We start from the raw sequence: 22,653 nt of genomic DNA on the forward strand, positions 1-22,653 counted from the left end.
AAAAAAACAGCCGCTTCAAGCGGCTGTTTTCATTTCGCGGGCCTGATGCGGCTGCGCTCAATCGAGCGGAAACACCCTGAAGCCTTCCGCATCGACGCGCAGATAGCCGCCACGCCGCGTGCCGTGATCGAGTTCCCAGTCGGGCAGCACCCAGCGCGTGCCGCCAGGCTCCGCATGGCGCGCGGGCCGATGCGTATGCCCATGAATGATCGTGTTCGCGCGGGCGCGCTTGAAGAGCGCCGCTACGCCTTTGGCGGTGACGTCGTATTTCGCGTTAGCCGGGGAAACTGGCCGTTCGCGCCCAGCTTCGCTCTTGCGGCGCATGCGCTCGGCCAGCGCCCGGCGCCAGCGGAACGGCCACGCCAGAAATAGCAGTTGCGCGAGCCGGTTGCGCGCGAGCTTGCGAAAGAGTTGGTAGCCGCGATCGTCGGTACACAGCGCGTCGCCGTGCGCGAGCGCGATTCGTGTGCCGAACGCGGTGATGGCGATGGGGTCGGGCAGCCAGATTGCGCCCGCCGCTTTCATGAAGCGCTTGCCCATCAGGAAGTCGCGGTTGCCGTGCATGATGTAGAGCGCGATGCCGCGCTCGGAGAGCGTATGCATCAACGCGGCCATGCGCGCGACGAAGGGTTCGACGAGCATGTCGTCGCCGATCCAGTATTCGAAGAGGTCGCCGAGTATGAACACCGAGTCGGCCTGATCGGCCGTGACCCGGATGAAGTGTTCGAACGCGGCGACCGTGCGCGGAATCGCTTCGCTCAAATGCAGGTCGGAAATGAACAGGAAGGGACGTGCCGCGTGCGGACGCTTGCCCTCACCGGGCACGCCCGCGGCGGCCATCCCCAATCCCCGTGTCTTTTCCTGCAGCATCGATGAAGCGTGCGCCTGTGTGTTTAATTCAAACCGTTAATGCCAGCGTACGTCGCGATTATTCGACGACGACAGCCTTTTCGATCACGACGTCGTCGACCGGCACGTCCTGATGGAAGCCCTTCGAGCCCGTCTTGACCGACTTGATCTTCTCGACCACGTCCAGACCGTCCACGACCTTGCCGAACACAGCGTAGCCCCAGCCTTGCGGCGTCGGCGACGAGTGGTTCAGGAAGTCGTTATCGGCGACGTTGATGAAGAACTGTGCCGATGCCGAATGCGGGTCATTCGTGCGCGCCATGGCGATCGAGCCACGCACGTTCTTCAGGCCGTTGTTCGCTTCGTTTTCGATCGGTGCCTGGGTGGGCTTTTGCTTCATGCCCGCTTCGAAGCCGCCGCCCTGGATCATGAAGCCGTCGATGACGCGGTGGAACACCGTGCCGCTGTAGTGGCCGCTCTTGACGTATTCGAGGAAGTTGGCGACCGTCTTCGGTGCCTTTTCGGCGTCGAGTTCGAGCTTGATGACGCCGTGGTTCGTATGCAGTTCGACCATGATGGAATCCTTTGCCTGTGGCTGGGGGGAGTGGGGCGGCGCAGTGCCGGTACGAGGCGGGACGTGTGCCTTCGCGTGTACCGGTGCCGCGCCGCGCGGAGAATGAGGGAGGTGGCCGTAACGCCGGGCTGGTGATTACTTGCCGACCAGCGTAGCCGACTGGATCACGATTTCCTTTTGGGGCACATCGGACATCGGGCCGCGCGAGGTGGTGGGCGCCGCTTCGATCTTCTTCACGATGTCCATGCCCTGGGTGACCTTGCCGAACACCGCGTAACCGTTGCCGTCCGGATTCGGATAGTCGAGGTTGGCGTTATCCACCGTGTTGATGAAGAACTGCGCGGTCGCCGAATTCGGGTCGCTCGTGCGCGCCATCGCAAGCGTGCCGGTCTGGTTCTTCAGGCCGTTCTTGCTTTCGAGCGGGATCGGCGCACGCGTGGGCTTTTCGACGAAGCTGGTCGTGTAGCCGCCGCCCTGGATCATAAAGCCGCGGATCACGCGATGGAAGATCGTGCCGTTGTACTGGCCGGCCTTCACGTACTGGAGGAAATTGTCGACGGTCTTGGGCGCTTTCTCGGGATACAGCTCGACGCGAATGTCGCCTTCACTGGTCTTGATCAGCACCTGCGGATGCGCGGCCTGGGCCTGCGGGGCCGACTGCGCAAAAGCGGGCGCGTTCGCGATCAGGGCGGCGCTGCCGAGCGCCAACATCAACCATTTCATTTGAATCCTCGGAAGTACGGGAAAAACATGTCGAAGCGCGCCGTTGGTTTTTAAGTGCTGTTTTGACTGCTGTTGTGAGTCCAGCGGCGCGCGGCGGCGGCTTTGCTTCTTTAGTTCGACGGCGCCATGAAGGGCGGCATCGCCAGCGACCCGGTGGGGCCGCCGAACTGGTACACCGGATTGTCGAGCATCGGGCCGACGCGCGTGGCGCTGGCGCCGGTCGCGGCTGCGGCTTCGTGCGCGGTCTTGCCCGCTGCCGGCGGATTGACGATCTTGTCGATGTCGGCGAGGCGCTGCTGGGTCGCGCCGCTCGTGTGGCCGAGCGTGCTCGCACGGCGGTACGAAGCGGAAGCCAGGCGCAGATACAGGTCGCCCAGGTTTTCCCAGGCGAGCGTGTACGACGGATTGGCCTTGGTCGCCGTTTCCAGCGCAATGCGCGCTTCGTCGTAGCGGCCGTGCTTCGCGTAGAGCGCCGCGAGGTTGTTGTACGGCTCGGGCAATTCGGGGTAAGTCTGGGTGAGTTCGGTGAACGCTGCGATCGCGTCGTCGTCGCGGCCCAGGCGCGCGAGGATGGTCGCGCGCTTGAATTTCGCCTGCACGTCGCGCGGGTTCGACTTGATGCGCGCGTCGAGTTCCGTGAGCGCCGCGGCCCAGTTGTGCTGGGCAATCGCGGTGTCGGCGCCGGGCGTGCCGTCGGCCGTCGCAGGAGGCGCCGCAAGCGCAGCGCGAGCGCCGCAAAGGACGATCGCGACACTCGCGAGAGCCGCCATGGCAAAGGTCGCAGCGCGAGGCGCGCGGCCGCTGGAAGATTTCATAGGGTGAGGTCGCGGTGTTATACTCCGAGCCATTCTAACAAAAGGTCTGTGCGTTTCGTCGCGCGCTTTGGTGGCGCGCCGGTTGAGCGCCTGTTCCGGTTCGTTGCAGTCCCGATTCCGGACGGTCGGCTCCCGCGAAATGCACGGCTTTCTTTCGCCACTCGTGGTCGTCTCCGCCCTGATGACTGATTGAGCGCGACTGTACGCAGCCTCGAGCAAAGCGGTGCCATGCACCCACGGGCTGCTGTCGGCGCTGCTGCGGATTTCTTTCGACCCACGTATCCACCGTCTTTATGGAATCACTGCGCATCTACAACACGCTCGCGCGTGACAAGCAAAATTTCGTGCCACTTGAGCCCGGCGTCGTACGCATGTACGTCTGCGGCATGACGGTGTACGACTATTGTCACGTTGGCCATGCGCGTGTGATGGTGGTGTTCGATATCGTGCAGCGCTGGCTGCGCACGCTCGGTTACAAGGTGACCTATGTGCGCAACATCACCGACATCGACGACAAGATCATCCGTCGTGCGGTGGAGAACGGCGAAACCATCAAGGCGCTCACCGACCGCTACATCGCCGCGCTGCATGAAGACGCAGACGCGCTCGGCGTCGAGCGTCCCGATCACGAGCCGCGCGCCACGCAATACATTCCGCAGATGCTCGACATGATCGGCACGCTGGAAAAGAACGGCTACGCCTACCAGGGCACGGACGGCGACGTGAACTATGCGGTGCGCAAGTTCGCGCACTACGGCGCGCTCTCGGGCAAGTCGCTCGAAGACCTGCGCTCGGGCGAACGTGTGGCCGCCAACGATGCCAAGCAGGATCCGCTTGACTTCGTGCTGTGGAAACAGGCAAAACCGGAAGAGCCGGCCGACACGAGCTGGGATTCGCAATACGGTCGAGGCCGTCCGGGCTGGCACATCGAATGTTCGGCGATGGGTTGCACGCTGCTGGGCGATCATTTCGACATTCATGGCGGCGGTCAGGATCTGCAGTTCCCGCACCATGAGAACGAAATCGCGCAGAGCGAAGGCGCGACGGGCGAGAAGTTCGTCAATTACTGGATGCACAACGGGTTCGTCAATATCGACAACGAGAAGATGTCGAAGTCGCTCGGCAACTTCTTTACGATCCGCGAAGTGCTGGCGAAGTACGATGCCGAAGTGGTGCGCTTTTTCATGGCGCGCGCGCATTATCGTTCGCCGTTGAATTACAGCGACGTGCATCTCGACGACGCGCGCAGCGCGCTCACACGGCTTTATACGGCGCTCAAGGATGTGACGCCGGACGCGGGCGAGCTGGACTGGAACGAAGCGCATGCGCAGCGTTTTAGCGCGGCGATGAACGACGATTTCAACACGCCTGTGGCCATCTCGGTGCTGTTCGAGCTGGCAAGCGAAGTGAACCGCACTGGCGACGCCGTGCTGGCGCGTCAGTTGCAGCGCCTCGCGCGCGTGCTCGGCGTGCTCGTGCGCGAGCCGCGTGCGTTTCTGCAGCAGGGCGCAGGCGCGCTCGATGTGGCAGGCGCGCTCGACAGCGCCGCGATCGAAGCGAAGATCGCCGCACGCACGGCCGCGAAGCAGGCTAAGCAATATGCGGAGGCGGACCGGATCCGGGCCGAACTGCTCGATGCCGGTGTCGCGCTCGAAGACAAACCGGGCGGATTGACCGAGTGGCGCCGCGTCTAAGCGGGCTGTCCAGTTCCCACTGATCGATTCGCGAGGCAGGAGGCAGGATGGCAACGGCCACGAAGACGCAGGCCAGGCGGTCTGCGTCACTAACGGGCGCGGCGGGCGACGAAACCAGCCCGGCCGCACGACGTGCGGCGCGCGGTGGCGCGCTCACGGCACAGCAGGAAACCGAAGCCGCCAAAGCGGCCGGCGCGAAGAAGGGCACAGCGAAGACCGTTTCCGGTCGCGGCGCGAAGGCGCACGCAGACACGGACACGCACGCCATCAACGGCGCGGCGAAGCCGTCGCGCGCGAAGGCCAATGGCAGCGCCATCGACGGCGCGGGCATCATGCCCGCAGCGTCGGAGAGCGCCGCGTTGGGCGACGCCACCCAGGCGGCAGCCGCACCTTTGGGTGACGCGGAGCATGAAGTCGTGCGCCCCGATTACTGGGACAAGGCCTGTGCGGACCTCGTCAAGCGCGACCGCATTCTCAAGAAGCTGATTCCGAAGTTCGGCCCCGTGCATCTCATGAGCAGCGACGACCCGTTCGTTACGCTCGCGCGCTCGGTGGTCGGCCAGCAGATTTCGACGGCGGCGGCGCAAGCGCTGTGGAAGCGCGTCGAAGCCGCATGTCCGAAGCTCGTTCCGCAACAGTTCATCAAGCTCGGTCACGAAAAACTCGCAGCCTGCGGGCTGTCGAAGCGCAAGACGGAATACATCCTCGATCTCGCCCAGCATTTCGTGTCGGGCGCGTTGCACGTGGGCAAGTGGACCACGATGGACGACGAGGACGTGATCGCCGAACTCACCGCGATTCGCGGCATCGGCCGCTGGACCGCCGAGATGTTCCTGATCTTCAATCTCGCGCGCCCGAACGTGCTGCCGCTCGACGACCTGGGTCTGATCCAGGCGATCAGCGTCAACTACTTCAGCGGCGAACCCGTCACGCGCAGCGAAGCGCGCGAAGTGGCGGCCAACTGGGAGCCGTGGCGAACCGTCGCAACGTGGTATATGTGGCGCAGCCTAGAGCACGCGTGAGAGCCGGTTGCCGTCCGGAATGGCGCCACGCTGCTGGCGCGGCGGCCTGGCCCTCTTAAGCGCCTCCCAGTTTTATCAGAATTTTCCTATCACTATCTGAATTCGATAGTTCCGCTCTGATTTCGATCTTAGCCGGCGCGGTTAGAATACGCGCTGCCGCAAAGTGCAAGGATTCCAACACATGAAAACCACGTTTCTGGATTTCGAACAGCCGATCGCTGAACTCGAAGCGAAAATCGAAGAACTGCGCTTCGTTCAGGACGACTCGGCCGTCGATATTTCGGAAGAGATCGATCGCCTGTCGAAGAAGAGCCAGCAGCTCACGAAGGACCTCTACGCGAACCTGAGCCCGTGGCAGGTTTCGCAGATCGCACGTCATCCGCAACGCCCGTACACGCTCGACTATGTGAACGAGCTGTTCACCGACTTCCACGAACTGCATGGCGACCGCTCCTACGCGGATGACCTGTCCGTGGTCGGCGGTTTCGCGCGTTTCAACGGTCAGCCCTGCATGATCATCGGCCACCAGAAGGGCCGCGACACCAAGGAGCGCGCTGCGCGCAACTTCGGCATGCCGCGTCCGGAAGGCTATCGCAAGGCCGAACGTCTGATGCGTCTGGCGGAAAAATTCGGCCTGCCGATCTTCACGTTCGTCGACACGCCGGGCGCGTACCCGGGCATCGGCGCGGAAGAGCGCGGCCAGTCGGAAGCGATCGGCCACAACCTCTACGTGATGGCTGAACTCAAGACGCCGATCATCACGACGATCATCGGCGAAGGCGGTTCGGGCGGCGCGCTCGCGATCGCCGTGGCTGACACGGTCATGATGCTGCAGTTCTCGACGTACTCGGTGATTTCGCCGGAAGGGTGCGCGTCGATTCTGTGGAAGAGCGCCGCCAAGGCGCCGGACGCCGCCGAAGCACTGGGCCTTACGGCGCACCGCCTGAAGGCGCTGGGCCTGATCGACAAGATCGTCAACGAGCCGCTGGGCGGCGCGCACCGCGATCCTAAGGGCATGGCCGCGCTGCTGCGCCGCGCACTGTCCGACTCGCTGCGCCAGTTCCAGGGCATGAGCATCGCCGAACTGAAGCAACGCCGTTTCGAACGCCTCATGGCTTACGGCAAGTACAAGGAAACGACGCCGGGCGCGTAAGGCGCCGGGCGTTCAAGGCTCACGCGCCGTCATGCCGTGACTGCCCATTCCGAGTTTGATTCCGGTTCCGACGCCGGGCGCATCGTTCGCGACGCGCTCGGCGTTGTGCTTTCTGCGCTGCCAGGCGATGTGAAGATCGCCATCGCGTATAGCGGTGGGCTCGATTCGTCGGTGCTGCTCGATGCGGCCGCGCGTATCGCGGGCGCGGAGCGCCTCATTGCGTTGCATGTGCATCACGGCCTGAGTCCGAACGCAGATGCATGGCTCGCTCATTGCGAAGCCACGGCGCGCGCGTATGGCGTGAGCTTCGACGCGCAACACGTGGACGTCGCACCCGACGACGCGGCGGGCGTGGAAGCGGCGGCGCGCGACGCGCGCTATCGGGCGCTCGATGCGATGTGCGCCGCGCACGGTGTGCAGGCGCTCTGGCTTGCCCAGCACGCCGACGATCAGGCCGAAACCGTCTTGCTGCAATTGCTGCGCGGCGCGGGTCTCGCGGGACTCGCCGCGATGGCGCCTGCGCGCGAGGTGGCGGGTGGCGTGACGCGCGTGCGGCCGCTGCTGGGTTTGTTGCGCGCACAACTTGAGCGCTATGCGCATGCGTACGACCTGCGCTGGATCGAAGACGAATCGAACGCCGATACGCGCTACGCGCGCAATGCACTGCGTCATGACGTGATGCCTGCGCTGTCCGCGCATTTTCCGGGCTTTCGCGAGGCGCTCGCGCGCACGGCGGCGCATGCGGCATCGGCGCAAGGTCTGCTCGACGATCTGGCGCGCGGCGATCTGCAGGCGGCTCGCGCCAGCCGTGACGATGCGCTCTCGCATCACGCCGTGGTCGCGCTCGACGATGCGCGCGCGCTCAATCTGCTGCGCTACTGGATGCGCACGCTCGGCTTGCCGGCAGCGTCCACGGCGCGGTTAGCCGATGCCTTGCGCCAGTTGCGCGAGATCGCACGCGAGGGCGAGGGTCACGCGCTGCGCGTCGATCATGCGGGTCGTACGCTGCGCTGTTATCGCGGCGAAGTGTTCTGGGATGCAGTGGTTTCCGTAGCCGTTACGCAGACGCCAGGCGAGGGCGTGCAACGCGAGCCTGTGCAGTTGATCTGGCGCGGCGAGGAAATCTGGCGCTTACCGCCATGGCGCGGCACCTATGTTTTTGCCCCCGCCGACGCAAGCGATCCTGATGCCGTGCCCGAATCCGTGCTGTGGCAAGCGCCGCTTGTGGCGAGAGCGCGCGAAGGCGGCGAGCGTCTGCGCGACGAAGCCGCGAATCTGAGCCGCACGCTCAAGAACCTGTTCCAGTCGCGCGGCGTGCCCGCGTGGGAGCGCGACGTGCCGCTGCTTTATAGCGGCGAGACGCTGCTGTTCGTGCCCCGCATTGGCGTGAATCGTTCGGCGTTCGGCGAGCAGGACAGGGCGCATCCGCAAGGGTGGCGCCGCATCGAATGGCGCGAAGATCTGCAGATCGCCTGAGCCGCTGCGGCCTTGCGTGCCGGTCATTTTTGCCGCGCGGTGGCGAATCCCGTTGGGGGTATCGCATCGCTGCGCTGGCGGCCGGTGTCGTCAGGACGCCGCAAATCCTTGCCGCACAAGCCTTTTTGGCTTCCCGTCGGCCACTTTGATCTTGTAATTTCGACCTTGATCGGGTAGGGTAAGTTGTTTGTCCAGCCCGCTTTTTCGCGTTCACGGACGCCGTCAAAAGCGGCGCACTCCCTGAAGGCGCGATTTTTCCTTCGAGCGGTATCCGACGGTTGCAAGGACGTCGTAGCGGTGTGCGGGCGGAGCGCGCGAACCACCATGGCTTCGCGGTTCCGGGGCAAATTCCGCGTGTGCTGCACGCGCCAAGCCGCTGCCGCGGTCCGGTTTTCTGGTCGTCTTCGTCGTCCTCACCGGCCTTTCGGGCAGCGCCGTCTTCGGTGCGCCAGCGCGGTAACATCTCCAGTTCAGAACGACAATGGCACTCATCGTACACAAATACGGCGGCACCTCGATGGGCTCGGTCGAGCGCATCAAGAACGTTGCCAAGCGCGTTGCCAAATGGCACAAGGCCGGCCACAAGATGGTCGTCGTGCCCTCGGCGATGTCCGGCGAAACCAATCGTCTGCTCGGTCTCGCGAAAGAAATTTCGCCGCAGCCGAATCCGCGCGAGCTCGACATGATTGCGTCGACCGGCGAACAGGTGAGCGTCGGTCTGCTCTCGATCGCGCTGCAGGATGCGGGCGTGGACGCCATCAGCTACACCGGCTGGCAAGTGCCCGTCAAAACCGATAGCGCCTTCACGAAGGCGCGCATCAACGACATCGACGGCGAACGCGTGATGGCCGATCTCGACGCCGGCAAGGTGGTCGTGATCACGGGCTTCCAGGGCATCGACCCCGAAGGCCACATCACCACGCTCGGCCGCGGCGGCTCGGACACTTCGGCGGTTGCAGTGGCGGCTGCGCTCAAGGCCGACGAATGCCTCATCTACACCGACGTGGATGGCGTCTACACGACCGACCCGCGCGTGGTGGACGACGCACGGCGCCTCGACCGCATCACCTTTGAAGAGATGCTGGAAATGGCCAGCCTCGGCTCGAAGGTGCTGCAGATCCGCTCGGTCGAATTCGCGGGCAAGTATCAGGTGAAGACGCGCGTGCTCTCCAGCCTGACCGACCCGATGATGGACCTCGACGCGGAAATGAAGTCGGGCACCCTGATTACTTTTGAAGAAGACGAGACCATGGAAAAAGCAGTCATCTCGGGTATCGCGTTCCAGCGCGACGAGGCCCGCATCATCGTGGCCGGTGTGCCCGACAAGCCCGGCATCGCGTATCAGATCCTCGGCCCGGTGGCGGACGCGAACATCGACGTCGACATGATCATCCAGAACCAGAGCGTGGACGGCAAGACCGACTTCACGTTCACGGTGCCGCGCGGCGACTATCAGCGCGCCGTCGACGTGCTCAAGAACACCGTGCAGGGTCACGTGAGCGCGGAGAAGGTGCTCGGCGACGCGAAGGTGTCGAAGGTCTCGGTGGTCGGCGTGGGCATGCGCTCGCACGTGGGCGTGGCGAGCAAGATGTTCCGCACGCTGTCGGAAGAGGGCATCAACATCCAGATGATCTCGACGTCGGAAATCAAGATTTCGGTGCTGATCGACGAGAAGTACATGGAGCTCGCCGTGCGCGCGCTGCATAAGGCATTCGAGCTCGAACAGGCTTGATGTTGTGACGGCGGTGTGACGCCGAAAGGTCGTAGTAGACGCTGCGCGTGACGCGTTCGATGGATGGTTTGAACCCGTTGCCGCGCTTGCTGAAAAAAGTTAGCAAAAAAAGCGTCTTATGAATTGACCGATCGGCTTTAACCCGCTATTATCTTGGCTTCGTTGCGCTGCCTCCCTGGCGCCAACGAAGATTTTCGGGAGACGTGGCCGAGAGGTCGAAGGCACTCCCCTGCTAAGGGAGCATCTGGGCCAAAACCTGGATCGAGGGTTCGAATCCCTCCGTCTCCGCCAGTAATGGCGGTGGAAACCCCGCAAGTCTCGGCTTGCGGGGTTTTTCTTTTTCCGCGCGATTTTTTACGACGCGCGGCTCCCCGACAGGTACTCACTTTCTGCGGAGTGAACGTACCAACGCATTCCGATAGGACTGCGACAATTTTCGAAGTCCTCCCTGTTTTAACGTGTGCTGACGGAATTCGCGCGCGCGTGGCATTCGCGTGTGATTCGTTAGAGAGAGATGAATGCGCGGCAGTCTGACAGGCTCACATAATGCGTTGATAGCCGTCGTGGGCCTTCGCCTAAAATTGCGATGCAAGCGATGGGTGGTGTCCTCACGCTCGCGCCAGTTTAGTTTGGTATCCGAAGTAAAATTTCGCCGCCGCAGTATCAGGGAATTTTGTTGGAAGGATTGTTGTAAGCGATCCGGCAGGCATATCGCATGCTGCCGTAGGGTTGCACGAAGCGCCACGATCCACAATCGGCGAGATGCCTGCAAGCGCGTTCACGCTTGATGCAAAGCGATGATATCCTCCGGGTCGCCGTCACAAGGGCAGCGCTGCGGCAGTGCGCAAACGGTTGCTCTTGACACGGCAGGCATGCTGGAACTATCGCCCGTAGATGCTTTCTCGAAGGCGCTTTATTGCGACGACCGATCCGATGTAACTGGACGTTACGCAAAGAGGGATAGCGTGCTTTTGTGCATCAGTTCTTACAAAGTTGAAATACGCGGGCTGGGGAGCCTGCGCTATATTGGCTTCAACAAAACATCAACCCCAAAAGGTGAGTCCATGAAGTTCGCTCGTGTTGTTGCAATGCTGCTCGGGGGCTTGGCTATCGGTGCGTCGAGCGCGGCCTTCGCTGGCGTGAGCGTCGGTGTCAACATCGGTATTCCGGCCCCGGTTTATGTCGCTCCGCAACCGGTCTATGCTCCGCCGCCTCCGCCGCCCGTCGTCTATCAGCCTGCGCCGGTGTATGGCTATGGCGCGCCTGCGATCGTGATTGGCTGGCACGGCGACCGTTACTGGGATGGCCGCCGCTACTGGGCGCGCGATGACTGGTATCGCCATCATGGCGGTGGCTATGGCCCGGGCCGTGGTCGCGGCTGGGATCACGGTGGCCCGCCGCCGGGACATTGGCACTAAGCTGATTTCATCCTACGCCGCGCGTGTTTCTCGTCGCAGGACACGCACAGCGCAGGAAAAAAGAAAGCCGCCTTCGGGCGGCTTTTTTTGTGCTCTGCATACCGTTGCATACGCAACAAAGTCGGTTCAAGGCGCCATGCCCGATGCGCGTCTTATTCGCCCAGATGCGCCATACCGCCGACCACGGCATTGAAGCCCGCATCGACGTGCACGATCTCGGCCGTCACGCCGCCCGCCAGATCCGAAAGCAAAAACGCCGCCGTATTGCCGACCTGTTCGATCGTGACATTGCGCTGCAAGGGCGCATTGTGTTCGACGAACTCCAGGATCTTGCCGAAACTCTTGATGCCGCTCGCCGCGAGCGTCTTGATCGGCCCCGCCGAAATGCCGTTCACCCGCACGCCCTTCGCGCCGAGCGACACCGCAAGATAGCGCACGCTCGCTTCGAGCGAAGCCTTCGCGAGCCCCATCGTGTTGTAGTTCGGAATCGCGCGCTCGGCGCCCAGGTAGGTGAGGGTGAGCAGCGCTGCGTTGTCGGCCAGCATCGGCTGCGCGGCTTTGGCAAGGGCGGGGAAACTGTAGGCCGAGATGTCGTGCGCAATGCGGAAGTTCTCGCGCGTCATGCCGTCGAGAAAGTCGCCGGCAATCGCTTCGCGCGGTGCGAAGCCAATCGAATGCACGAGCCCGTCGAGCGTGCCCCAGTGCTGTTTGAGATCGGTGAAGAGGGCGTCGATCTGTGCGTCGTCGGCCACATCGCAGGGAAATATAAGCTCGCTGCCGAACTCTTGGGCGAATTCAGTGATGCGCTCCTTGAAGCGCTCGCCGACATAGGTGAAGGCGAGTTCCGCGCCTTCACGTCTGCAAGCCTGAGCGATGCCATAAGCGATCGACCGGTTCGACAGCAGCCCGGTCAGAAGAATGCGTTTGCCAGCAAGGAAGCCCATGACGTCTCCTGAACGGGTTGGTGCAGTCGATCGAGCGCGCGGCGTGGCGCGGTTTGGGTAGAATTCTCCCACACATGACCTGGCACGCTGGACAACCCCGACGGACACCCCGATCTATGACGACAGGAACGCGAGGCAGCACAGCGTGGCGGCGCGCAGGACGCATTCGGCGTATCGAGCGGGCTCTCGCGGCCGTGACCGCCGCCTTTGCGCTCACATGGATCACGATGCCTGCCGCGCACGCCGTCTACGCGATCGCGCAGTACGGCGAGCCGAAATACCCCGCGGATTTCAAGCACTTCGACTACGTGAATCCGGATGCGCCTCATGGCGGCACGCTGGTACTCGCGAATCCCGACCGCTCGACGAGCTTCGACAAGTTCAATCCGTTCACGCTGCGCGGCAATGTCGCGCCCGGCATCGGCATGCTGTTCGAGAGCCTGACGACGGGCAGCATGGACGAGGTGGCTTCGGCCTATGGCTTGCTCGCCGACGATATCAACGTCGCGCCCGATCGCCGCTCCGTGACGTTTCATCTGAATCCGCGTGCGCGTTTTTCGAACGGCGACCCGGTGACCGCTGACGATGTGAAATTCTCGCTCGATACGCTCAAGAGCCGTCAGGCCGCGCCGTCGATGCAGGCCTATTACGGCGATATCGTGCGGGCCGTGGTGGTCGACCCTGCGACGATCCGCTTTGAGTTTCGCAACACCAATCGCGAATTGCCGCTAATCGCGGGCGGCTTGCCGGTGTTCTCGCACAAGTGGGGCTTGCGCGCCGACGGCAGCCGCATTGCGTTCGACCAGCTCGCCTTCGAGGAGCCGATCGGCAGCGGTCCGTACGTGATCGAGCGTTATTCGAATGGCCGCACCATCACCTACAAGCGCGACGAGCACTACTGGGGCCGCGATCTTCCGGTGCGCGTGGGCCAGAACAATTTCGACCGCATCGTCTACAAGCTGTATTCGGACGATGTCGCGCGGCTCGAAGCGTTCAAGGCCGGCGAATACGATGCGCTGGTGGAGTACGTCGCGCGTAACTGGGTGCGCCGCGATATCGGCAAGAAGTTCGATAGCGGTGAGCTGGTGAAGCGCGAATTCCCTCAGCACAACGGCACCGGCATGCAGGGCTATGTGATCAACATGCGCAAGCCGATCTTTCAGGACGTGCGCGTGCGCCAGGCGCTCGACCTCGCGCTCGACTTCCAGTGGCTCAACCGCATGCTGTTCTATAGCCAGTATCGGCGCATCGACAGCTGGTTCGTCAACACCGATCTGCAGGCCAAGGGGCCGCCGTCGCCAGGTGAAATGGCCTTGCTCGAACCGTTGCGCAAGCAACTGGATCCGGCGGTGTTCGGACCGCCCCCCGCGCAACCGGACACCAACCCGCCCAATTCCTTGCGCGCCAATCTGCTCAAGGCGCGCGCGCTGCTGGCCGACGCCGGCTGGACTTATCGCGACGGCGCGCTGCGCAATGCGAAAGGCGATCCCTTCGTGATCGAGGTGCTCGACGACACCGCAGCGTCCGCGCAGTGGGCGCCGATCATGGCGCAATACACCCAGGCGCTTGCACGTCTGGGTATCGGCGTGAATTATCGTTCGGTGGATTTCGCGCTGTACCAGAAGCGTCTGGACGACTTCGACTTCGATCTCACCACGATCAAGTTCCCCGACGTGCAGGTGCCGGGCGCGGAGGAACTCGACCGCTTCGGCAGCAAGGCGGCGGGTGAGTCCGGTTCGGGCAATCTGATCGGCCTGAAGTCGCCCGCGGTCGATGCGATCATCAAGGCGCTGATGCAGGCGCAGACCCGCGAGCAACTGCTCGACGCCACCCACGCGCTCGACCGGGTGCTGCTGCACGGCTACTATGTGGTGCCGCAGTGGTACAGCGCGACGCATCGCGTGGCCTATAAAAACACCCTGGCGTATCCGGCGACGCTGCCGCTGTACTATGGCGCGATCGACTGGATCATCTCGACGTGGTGGCTCAAGCCGGCATCGCCGTCACAACCCCAGCCGCAGCATTGACCTTTTTCGACGGAACACATTCATCATGTGGAGCTACATCGTCAAACGCCTGCTGCTGATGATCCCGACGCTGCTCGGCGTGCTCACGCTGACCTTCGCCGTGATCCAGTTCGTGCCGGGCGGTCCCGTCGAGCAGGCCGTGCGCGACCTGCGGCGCGGCGCGGAGCAGGGCATGCCGTTCGGCATGCGCGCACATTCGGGCGTGGACGCGCAGCAGATCGCGCAACTCAAGCAGCTCTATGGCTTCGACAAACCGCCGCTGCAGCGCTATTTCATGATGCTCAGCCGCTTTGCGCGCTTCGATCTCGGCCAGAGTTATTTCCATCACCAGAGCGTGTGGTCGCTGGTGGTGTCCAAGCTGCCAGTGTCGATCAGCATCGGCCTGTGGACCTTCTTTCTGACCTATCTGATATCGGTGCCGTTGGGGATTGCCAAGGCGGTGCGCAACGGCACGCGCTTCGATCTCGTCACGAGCCTGGTCGTGCTGGTGGGTTACGCGATTCCGGGCTTCGTGCTGGGTGTGCTGCTGCTCGTTCTGTTTGGCGGCGGCAGTTTTCTGCAACTGTTTCCGCTGCGCAATCTCACTTCGGACGACTGGGACACGCTCTCGCTCGGCGGCAAGATCGTTGACTATCTCTGGCACATCACGCTGCCCGTGACGGCGTCGGTGGTCGGCAGCTTCGCGGTGACGACGATGCTCACCAAAAACGCCTTCCTCGAAGAGATCCGTCGCCAGTACGTGCTGACCGCGCGCGCGAAGGGGCTGTCCGAGCGCACCGTGCTCTGGAAACACGTGTTTCGCAATGCGCTGCTGCCGCTCGTGGTGGGGTTTCCTGCGGCCTTTATCGGCGCGTTTTTCACGGGTAGCCTGCTGATCGAGACGTTGTTCTCGCTTGACGGTCTGGGGCTGCTTTCGTACGAGTCGGTGGTGCGGCGCGACTATCCGGTCGTGCTCGGCACGCTGTACCTCTTTACGCTGATCGGTCTCTTGACCAAGCTCATTTCCGATCTTTGCTACGTGTGGGTCGATCCCCGCATCCAATTCGAACAACTGGAGCGCTGAGTTGAACCGAGTCCGCACTGGCGCCGAACCCGAACCGCGCATCGACACCGTGCGCGCCTTCAAGTCGCCCACGCCCGCGCGCCGCGTCTGGCTGCGCTTCAAACAGCAGCGCCTGGGCTACTGGAGCCTGATTATCTTTATCGTCGCGTTCGCGGCGAGCCTGGCGGGCCCGCTCTGGTGCAACGACAAGCCGATCGTCGTGCGCTACGAAGGGCATCTGTATTTCCCGCTCTTCAAGGACTATCCGGAGACGGTCTTCGGCGGCGATTTCCCGACGCCTGCCGACTATCTCGATCCGTATATCCGCCATCGCTTCGACACGCCCGGCAACTTCGCGCTCTATCCGCCCAATCCGTACTACTACAACACGCTTAACTACTTTTCGAAGGTGCCGAATCCCGCGCCGCCGTCACGCCAGAACTGGCTGGGCACCGACGCGAGCGGGCGCGACCTGTTCGCGCGCCTGCTATACGGCTTTAAGGTTTCGGTGGAGTTCGGGCTGGTGCTCACGGCCATCGGCACGCTGCTGGGCGTGCTGGCGGGCGCGTTTCAGGGCTACTTTGGCGGGCGTATCGACATCGTCGGGCAACGGCTGATTGAGATCTGGAGCGCGCTGCCTGAGTTGTATCTGCTCATCATCTTCGCGTCGATCTTCGAGCCGGGCTTCATCCTGCTGATCGTGCTGCTGTCGCTGTTCGGCTGGATCGGGCTGTCGGACTATGTGCGCGCGGAATTTCTGCGCAACCGCAACCAGGATTATGTGATCGCGGCGCGCGCCATGGGCCTGTCGAACTGGCAGATCATCTGGCGTCATGTGCTGCCCAACAGTCTCACGCCCGTCATCACGTTTTTGCCGTTTCGCATGAGCGGATCGATTCTCGCGCTCACGAGCCTCGATTTTCTGGGGCTGGGCGTGCCGCCGCCGACACCGAGCCTCGGTGAGTTGCTCGCGCAAGGCAAGGGCAATCTGGACGCCTGGTGGATTTCGATGTCGACGTTTGGCGTGCTGGTGGTCACGCTGCTGCTGCTGACCTTCATGGGCGACGCACTGCGCAATGCGCTCGATACGCGCATCTCCGACGCCATGAAGGCCGGAGGCAATCAATGAGCGCGCTGCCTGAAGACTTCGAAACGCCGCTGCTGTCGATCGAAAACCTGAGCGTGCGCTTTGGCGACACGCTCGCGGTAGACGATATCGCGCTGGCCATCGGACGCGGCGAGCGCGTGGCGCTGGTGGGCGAGTCCGGTTCCGGCAAGACCGTCACGGCGCTGGCGATCCTGCGCCTGTTGAGCGACGCGCGCATCGACGGTGCGATCCGTCTGGACGGCGACGATCTGCTCGCGAAAAGCGAGCGCGCGATGCGCGGCCTGCGCGGCAACGAGATCGCGATGATCTTCCAGGAGCCGATGACGGCGCTCAATCCGCTTTACACGATCGGCGAACAGATCGCCGAAACCATCGTGCTGCACGACGGCGTGCCGAAGAAAGCGGCCTACGAGCGCGCTGTGGGCCTGCTGGAGCGCACGGGCATTCCCGAGCCGCGCCGGCGTCTGTTCAGCTATCCGCATCAGTTGTCGGGCGGCCAGCGTCAGCGCGTGATGATCGCGATGGCGCTGGCGTGCCGTCCGCGCCTGCTGCTGGCGGACGAGCCCACCACGGCGCTCGACGTAACGATACGCGGCCAGATCGTCGATCTGCTGCTCGAATTGCAGCGCGAGGAGGCGCAGCGGCGCGGCATGTCGGTGCTGCTGATCACGCACGACCTCAATCTCGTGCGCCGCTTCGCGCAGCGCGTGGCGGTGATGGAGAAGGGCCGCCTCGTGGAAACGGGCACGGTCGAGCAGATTTTCGCCTCGCCGCAGCATCCGTACACGCAGCGGTTGATCGCCAGCCGCCCCGAGCGCAACGTGCTGCCCGTGCTGCCGATCGCGCCGGTGCTGCTGGAAGCGAAGGACGTGAGCGTCGATTTCGCGACGAAGCTGTCGGGTTTTCAGGGCTGGTGGCGGCGCGGGCGCTTTCGCGCCGTCAATGACGCGAGCGTGTCGGTGCGCCAGGGGGAGACGCTGGGCATCGTCGGCGAATCGGGGTCGGGCAAGTCGACGCTGGCGATGGCCTTGTTGGGTCTGCAACGAACTGCGGGCGGCGGCGTGGAGTTCCAGGGACGGCCGATTGGGAGCTATCAGGGCCGTGAGCGCATGGGCCTGCGCGCACATCTGCAGGTGGTCTTTCAAGATCCATTCAGTTCGCTTTCGCCGCGTCAGACCATCGAGCGCATCGTAGGGGAGGGGCTGGCGCTGCATCGGCCCGATCTTTCCGCCGACGAGCGCCGCAAGCGCATCGTGGCGGTATTGCGCGAAGTGGGCCTCGATCGCACGGCGCTGCAACGGTATCCGCACGAGTTTTCGGGCGGCCAGCGCCAGCGCATCGCCATCGCACGCACGCTGGTGCTGGAGCCGCGCGTGATCGTGCTAGATGAGCCGACCAGCGCGCTTGATGTGTCGATCCAGCAGCAGGTGCTGCGATTGTTGACGGACCTGCAACGCAAATACAACCTGGGCTATGTGTTCATCAGCCACGACCTGGCGGTGATCGGGGCGATGGCGCATCGGGTGGCGGTAATGCAAAACGGCGCAATTGTGGAAGCCGGAGATGTAACAAAAATCTTCGACGACCCCACCCACGCTTACACGCGAAAGTTGCTGAAAGCTGCCTTCGATCGCTGAACCTCCTGAGAACTTTAGAGGCATTTTTGGTGAAATTCACCAATGAGGTGCGCGTCGCGATTGTATTTTTCTATAAGTTTTGACACACAAATACTATCTGGCTAGTATCGTCCAAACTTTTCTTCTAACTCCCTGATTTACGGGCAATTTCTACCGACCCATGCAGCACCGATACCTGACCCAGGCTTGCACGCGCGTCGTCGCCGGCATGTTCATCGGCGTACTGATGGCAGCAGCTAACGGCGCATTTGCCGACGAAGCCAGCAGCTTTAACCAGAATGTCTCATTCGCCCCCTCCAGCCAGGCGAATTCGCAGTCGCTCCCCTCGGCCCAGGCGGCCGTCCAGAGCGCTCCTTCCACACCTTCGGGCACCCAATCCGCACCGGCTCCGTCCGATGGCGGCGGCGCACGCGCATTCCTTTCCGGCATGGCTGGCAAGGCAGGTGACGTCGTTGTGGGCGCGCTGAACATGATCGGCGTGCGTTACCGCTGGGGCGGCAACACGCCGGATTCGGGGCTCGATTGCAGCGGCTTCGTGCGCTACGTGTTCCAGGACACGCTGGGCATGAACCTGCCGCGCCGCGCTGAAGAAATGAGCCGCGTCGGCGAAAAGGTGAGCATGAGCAACCTGAAGCCGGGCGACCTCGTGTTCTTCAACACGATGCGCCGCACGTTCTCGCACGTGGGCATCTATATCGGCGACAACAAGTTCGTGCACTCGCCGTCCACCGGCAGCACGATCCGCGTCGACGATCTGGACGACGGCTACTGGGAAAAGCGTTTCACGGGCGCTCGCCGTATCGAGACCTCGTTCACGCCGGATCAGCAGCAAAGCCTCAAGCAGCGCGTGAGCGCGCAGTTTGACAGCACCGGCGGCAACTAACTGACGGCGGTGTCACCGGATCAAAGATTAACGATCCGGACAACAAAAAGCCTGCTTCATGGAAGCAGGCTTTTTTGCGTCTGGGCCCGGCGAATCTGTCACTCAGATCGCCAGGCTACAACTCAGGCCACCGCGCCGCGCGCCGCGGCCAGCTTGCGCTCGATTTCCGCTGCCGCGCGTGCCCCGGCTTCCTCGCCCGCGAGGATCGCCGCGTTGCGCTGGGTGAAGTCGCTGCTCGACATGGCGTTCAGGCTCGGGCGGATCACGACGTCGGCGTATTTGTCGAGTTCGTAGGTCTTGATCGACTGACCCATGATCGTGAAAGTCTGCATCAGCACGTCGAACTGGCTGAGCGTCGATCCCGATTCCGGGCGCGACGAGATATCCACGGCGATCACGAAATCGGCGCCCATTTTCTTCGCGAACGAGGCAGGGACCGGGCTGACCAGGCCGCCATCGACATATTCGTGGCCGCCAATCTTCACCGGCTCGAAAATCGACGGGATGCTGCACGACGCGCGCACGGCGATACCGGTATTGCCGCGCTGGAACAGGATCGGCTGGCCGGTTTGCAGGTCGGTGGAGACGACGCCCAGCGGCTTGTTCATCTTCTCGATCGGGCGGTCGTGCAGGGTGGTGTTGAGGAAGTTCTGCAGCGCCACGCCTTGCAGGATGCCGCGCGTGCGAAACGGCATGGCCCAGTCGCTGATGGAAGCTTCGTCCATCGTCAGCGCGAGCTTGTTGAGCGCGAAACCGTTCATCCCCGACGCGTAGAGCGCGGCCACCACCGAGCCTGCGCTCGTGCCTGTCACCAGATCGACCTGGATGTTGCGGGCTTCCAGCGCCTTGATTACGCCGATATGCGCGAAACCGCGCGCTGCGCCGCCGCCTAACGCCAGACCCACGCGGATCGGGCGCTGCGTGCGCGCGATGGGCGGCGGGGCGACCTGCGGCTTGTTGTCGGGGGATTGCGTGCCGGTGCTGGTGCAGGCCGCGAGGACGCTGGAGGCGGCCGCGAGCGAGAAGTGGCGGCGGCGCAGCGAAACCGATGGGCTGGTGGACGCGGCGAGAGACGCGGAATCGGATTGCGTAGTGGACGAAAAATCGGACGAAAAATCGGGCGAAAAATCGGACGGCAAGTCGGGCTTCGAGCTGGGCTTCAAGCAATTTCTCCAGGCGGCGCGCGAACAGGCAAGAGCGTGTGGCGGGCGCGTCGCGTTTGTTCTGGTGGCCCGCAACGGCGGGCCGGTTCAGGCCGGCGAGGGCGCCAGCGCGCCGACATAATAAGGCAAAGTGCTACGCGCACACGCGTTGTGCGTGTAACGCGATGTGACGTCCGATGTGACGTCCGATGTGACGTCTGATGCCGGTTAAATGCGCGATAAATCGCGGCCGAAACGTCGTCATGCGGCACGAATGACGCGAGCCTTTGTCCCCCGCGCCCAGGGGCGGCCGAAGCGCCGTGCGGCGGGTATAATCCCGTCTCTAATTTTCCCGGTTTTTCGTTCGCTTTCGGCGCGCTGCGCGCACCTGCCCGCGCCCGGCGCAACAGGCAACGCCAAGCACCTAAAGCCGTCCACCGCTGGCCGGATCTGCCGCCTTCGTCATGCACGAAGCGGCGCGAACCGGTCGCGAGACAGCACTGTCCTCGAGTATTCGCCCATGACCACGACCCCCGTCCGTACCCGTTTCGCGCCGAGCCCGACCGGCTTCATCCACCTCGGCAACATCCGCTCCGCGCTTTATCCGTGGGCCTTCGCACGCCACAACAAGGGCATCTTCGTGCTGCGGATCGAGGACACCGACGTCGAGCGCTCGTCCACTGAAGCCGTGGACGCGATCATCGAAGGCATGGCCTGGCTCGGTCTCGATTTCGACGAAGGTCCGTTCTACCAGATGCAGCGCATGGACCGTTACCGCGAAGTCCTCGCGCAGATGCAGCAGCAGGATCTCGTGTACCCGTGCTACATGTCGACCGAAGAGCTTGATGCGCTGCGCGAGCGCCAGCGCGAAGCCGGCGAAAAGCCGCGCTACGACGGCACGTGGCGCCCGGAGCCGGGCAAGGTCCTGCCGACGCCGCCCGAAGGCGTGCAGCCGGTCCTGCGCTTCCGTAATCCGCTCACGGGCGTGGTGGTATGGGACGACGCCGTGAAAGGCCGGATCGAAATCTCGAACGAAGAGCTCGATGACCTCGTGATCGCGCGCCCGGACGGCACGCCCACCTACAACTTCTGCGTGGTGGTGGACGACCTCGACATGAAGATCACGCACGTGATCCGTGGCGACGACCACGTCAACAACACGCCGCGCCAGATCAACATCCTGCGCGCACTGGGCGGCGAGCCGCCGGTCTACGCCCACCTGCCGACCGTGCTCAACGAGCAGGGCGAGAAGATGAGCAAGCGTCACGGTGCGATGAGCGTGATGGGCTACCGCGACGCGGGCTACCTGCCGGAAGCGGTGCTCAACTACCTGGCGCGTCTGGGCTGGTCGCACGGCGACGCGGAAGTGTTCACCTGCGAGCAGTTCGTCGAGTGGTTCGATCTGGACCACCTCGGCAAGTCGCCGGCGCAGTACGACCACAACAAGCTCAACTGGCTCAACAACCACTACCTGAAGAGCGTCGAGAACGCGCGTCTGGCCGAACTCACGAAGCCGTTCCTCGCCGAACTGGGCGTGGACGACGCGGCGCTCGCCAAGGGCGCGCCGCTCGAGGGCGTGGTCGCGCTCTTCAAGGATCGCGCCAATACGATCAAGGAAGTGGCCGAAAGCGCTGCAATGTTCTATCGCGAGCCGCAGCCCGAAGCCGACGCCGTCGCCCAGCACGTAACCGATGCAGTGCGCCCGGCGCTGGCCGATCTGCTCGCCGCGCTCAAGGGTGCGGAGTGGGAGAAGGCCGCGATCTCGGCTGCCTTCAAGGCGACGCTCGCTACGCACAAGCTCAAGATGCCGCAACTGGCCATGCCGGTGCGCCTGTTCGTGGCGGGTACGACGCACACGCCGGCCATCGACGCGGTGCTCGAACTGTTCGGCCGTGACGTGGTGCTGAGCCGCATCGAAAAGGGTATTTCTGCGGCAGTGTAAAAAAACTGAAGTTTTTCTTGCTCTGGCACTAGCGCCAGAGCAAGAAGTCCTGTAGTATTCGGTCTCCTCTGAACGGGGAACGCAAGAAAAGCAGCAGATCTTGCGGAAAGTACCAAGAATCAAGCAACGAAGTTTCGCCAAAACTTCAAAGCGTAGTAAAAAAATGATTCGAAAGTGCTTGACAAGCGAAAAAATGCAGTTTAAAATTTCGCTTCTGTTTTGCAAGGGGGTATAGCTCAGCTGGGAGAGCGCTTGCATGGCATGCAAGAGGTCAGCGGTTCGATCCCGCTTACCTCCACCAACAAAACAGTGTGTTTGGCAGTAAAGTGTAGCAAGGCATTATCTGCAAAGATCATGTCCCCTTCGTCTAGAGGCCTAGGACATCACCCTTTCACGGTGAGTACAGGGGTTCGAATCCCCTAGGGGACGCCAGACATAGGCGTCGTCAACGAGGTTGACGCTGCGGCAGGTG

At 63.1% G+C, this 22,653-nt stretch carries 18 protein-coding genes and 3 tRNA genes; 15 read left to right on the top strand and 6 right to left on the bottom strand.

Going from position 1 to position 22,653, the window contains the following annotated elements:
• Window positions 1-57: 57 nt before the first annotated feature.
• From VG320_RS08835 to VG320_RS08850, 4 genes are all read right to left on the bottom strand, one after another.
• The gene (locus VG320_RS08835; protein WP_327199738.1) at window positions 58-870 is read right to left on the bottom strand and encodes a UDP-2,3-diacylglucosamine diphosphatase; all 813 of its coding nucleotides are present in this window, start codon (window positions 868-870) and stop codon (window positions 58-60) included.
• Window positions 871-928: 58 nt separating this feature from the next.
• Window positions 929-1,423 (bottom strand): peptidylprolyl isomerase, encoded by a 495-nt coding sequence (locus VG320_RS08840; protein ID WP_327199739.1) that lies wholly within the window; start codon window positions 1,421-1,423, stop codon window positions 929-931.
• Between the two features lie 135 nt (window positions 1,424-1,558).
• Window positions 1,559-2,146: a peptidylprolyl isomerase gene (locus tag VG320_RS08845; protein ID WP_327199740.1), complete on the bottom strand. Its 588-nt coding sequence runs from the start codon at window positions 2,144-2,146 to the stop codon at window positions 1,559-1,561.
• A gap of 110 nt (window positions 2,147-2,256) precedes the next feature.
• Entirely contained in the window at window positions 2,257-2,961 is a 705-nt protein-coding gene (locus tag VG320_RS08850; protein ID WP_327199741.1) for a tetratricopeptide repeat protein, read from the bottom strand.
• Window positions 2,962-3,254: 293 nt separating this feature from the next.
• Here VG320_RS08850 and cysS point away from each other — a divergent pair, with 293 nt between their 5' ends.
• The 7 genes from cysS to VG320_RS08885 all read left to right on the top strand — a co-directional run bounded on the left by cysS (window position 3,255) and on the right by VG320_RS08885 (window position 11,456).
• Window positions 3,255-4,655, top strand: coding sequence for a cysteine--tRNA ligase (gene cysS / locus VG320_RS08855; RefSeq protein ID WP_327199742.1), 1,401 nt, complete (start codon window positions 3,255-3,257; stop codon window positions 4,653-4,655).
• Window positions 4,656-4,702: 47 nt separating this feature from the next.
• The gene (locus VG320_RS08860) at window positions 4,703-5,677 is read left to right on the top strand and encodes a DNA-3-methyladenine glycosylase (protein WP_327199743.1); all 975 of its coding nucleotides are present in this window, start codon (window positions 4,703-4,705) and stop codon (window positions 5,675-5,677) included.
• A 181-nt stretch (window positions 5,678-5,858) separates the two neighbouring features.
• On the top strand, window positions 5,859-6,830 hold the full coding sequence (locus tag VG320_RS08865; RefSeq protein ID WP_327199744.1) for an acetyl-CoA carboxylase carboxyltransferase subunit alpha: 972 nt from the start codon (window positions 5,859-5,861) through the stop codon (window positions 6,828-6,830).
• Between the two features lie 36 nt (window positions 6,831-6,866).
• Window positions 6,867-8,306 carry a tRNA lysidine(34) synthetase TilS gene (gene tilS / locus VG320_RS08870; protein WP_327199745.1) on the top strand — a complete coding sequence of 480 codons (1,440 nt, stop codon included), beginning with the start codon at window positions 6,867-6,869 and terminating at the stop codon, window positions 8,304-8,306.
• A 481-nt stretch (window positions 8,307-8,787) separates the two neighbouring features.
• On the top strand, window positions 8,788-10,038 hold the full coding sequence (locus tag VG320_RS08875; RefSeq protein WP_327199746.1) for an aspartate kinase: 1,251 nt from the start codon (window positions 8,788-8,790) through the stop codon (window positions 10,036-10,038).
• Between the two features lie 197 nt (window positions 10,039-10,235).
• Window positions 10,236-10,329 (top strand) — tRNA-Ser (locus tag VG320_RS08880).
• Window positions 10,330-11,102: 773 nt separating this feature from the next.
• The gene (locus VG320_RS08885) at window positions 11,103-11,456 is read left to right on the top strand and encodes a hypothetical protein (protein ID WP_327199747.1); all 354 of its coding nucleotides are present in this window, start codon (window positions 11,103-11,105) and stop codon (window positions 11,454-11,456) included.
• A 152-nt stretch (window positions 11,457-11,608) separates the two neighbouring features.
• Here the strand turns inward: VG320_RS08885 and fabI are convergent, their stop codons facing one another.
• Window positions 11,609-12,400, bottom strand: a complete 792-nt coding sequence (gene fabI / locus VG320_RS08890; RefSeq protein WP_327199748.1) for an enoyl-ACP reductase FabI — start codon at window positions 12,398-12,400, stop codon at window positions 11,609-11,611.
• 116 nt (window positions 12,401-12,516) lie between these two features.
• On the opposite strand from fabI, the gene VG320_RS08895 reads away from it, so the two are divergent.
• From VG320_RS08895 to VG320_RS08915, 5 genes are all read left to right on the top strand, one after another.
• Window positions 12,517-14,427 (top strand): extracellular solute-binding protein, encoded by a 1,911-nt coding sequence (locus tag VG320_RS08895; RefSeq protein WP_414696002.1) that lies wholly within the window; start codon window positions 12,517-12,519, stop codon window positions 14,425-14,427.
• 25 nt (window positions 14,428-14,452) lie between these two features.
• Window positions 14,453-15,490, top strand: a complete 1,038-nt coding sequence (locus tag VG320_RS08900) for a microcin C ABC transporter permease YejB (RefSeq protein ID WP_327199749.1) — start codon at window positions 14,453-14,455, stop codon at window positions 15,488-15,490.
• Between the two features lies 1 nt (window position 15,491).
• Window positions 15,492-16,598, top strand: a complete 1,107-nt coding sequence (locus VG320_RS08905; protein WP_327199750.1) for an ABC transporter permease — start codon at window positions 15,492-15,494, stop codon at window positions 16,596-16,598.
• Window positions 16,595-18,214, top strand: a complete 1,620-nt coding sequence (locus tag VG320_RS08910; protein ID WP_327199751.1) for a dipeptide ABC transporter ATP-binding protein — start codon at window positions 16,595-16,597, stop codon at window positions 18,212-18,214. The genes VG320_RS08905 and VG320_RS08910 overlap by 4 nt, the downstream gene beginning before the upstream one ends.
• A gap of 160 nt (window positions 18,215-18,374) precedes the next feature.
• Window positions 18,375-19,097 (top strand): C40 family peptidase, encoded by a 723-nt coding sequence (locus VG320_RS08915; RefSeq protein ID WP_327199752.1) that lies wholly within the window; start codon window positions 18,375-18,377, stop codon window positions 19,095-19,097.
• Between the two features lie 122 nt (window positions 19,098-19,219).
• Here VG320_RS08915 and VG320_RS08920 read toward each other — a convergent pair whose 3' ends face one another.
• Window positions 19,220-20,137 carry a patatin-like phospholipase family protein gene (locus VG320_RS08920; RefSeq protein ID WP_327199756.1) on the bottom strand — a complete coding sequence of 306 codons (918 nt, stop codon included), beginning with the start codon at window positions 20,135-20,137 and terminating at the stop codon, window positions 19,220-19,222.
• A 622-nt stretch (window positions 20,138-20,759) separates the two neighbouring features.
• Here VG320_RS08920 and gltX point away from each other — a divergent pair.
• The 3 genes from gltX (at window position 20,760) to VG320_RS08935 (ending at window position 22,613) form a co-directional block, all read left to right on the top strand.
• A complete protein-coding gene (gene gltX, locus VG320_RS08925) occupies window positions 20,760-22,181 on the top strand; it encodes a glutamate--tRNA ligase (protein WP_327199753.1) in 1,422 nt (473 codons plus the stop codon).
• A 225-nt stretch (window positions 22,182-22,406) separates the two neighbouring features.
• Window positions 22,407-22,482, top strand: a tRNA-Ala gene (locus VG320_RS08930).
• Between the two features lie 55 nt (window positions 22,483-22,537).
• A tRNA-Glu gene (locus VG320_RS08935) sits at window positions 22,538-22,613 on the top strand.
• The last annotated feature ends 40 nt before the right edge of the window (window positions 22,614-22,653 follow it).

The sequence above is a fragment of the Paraburkholderia sp. genome (assembly GCF_035948235.1).
GTDB lineage: Bacteria > Pseudomonadota > Gammaproteobacteria > Burkholderiales > Burkholderiaceae > Paraburkholderia.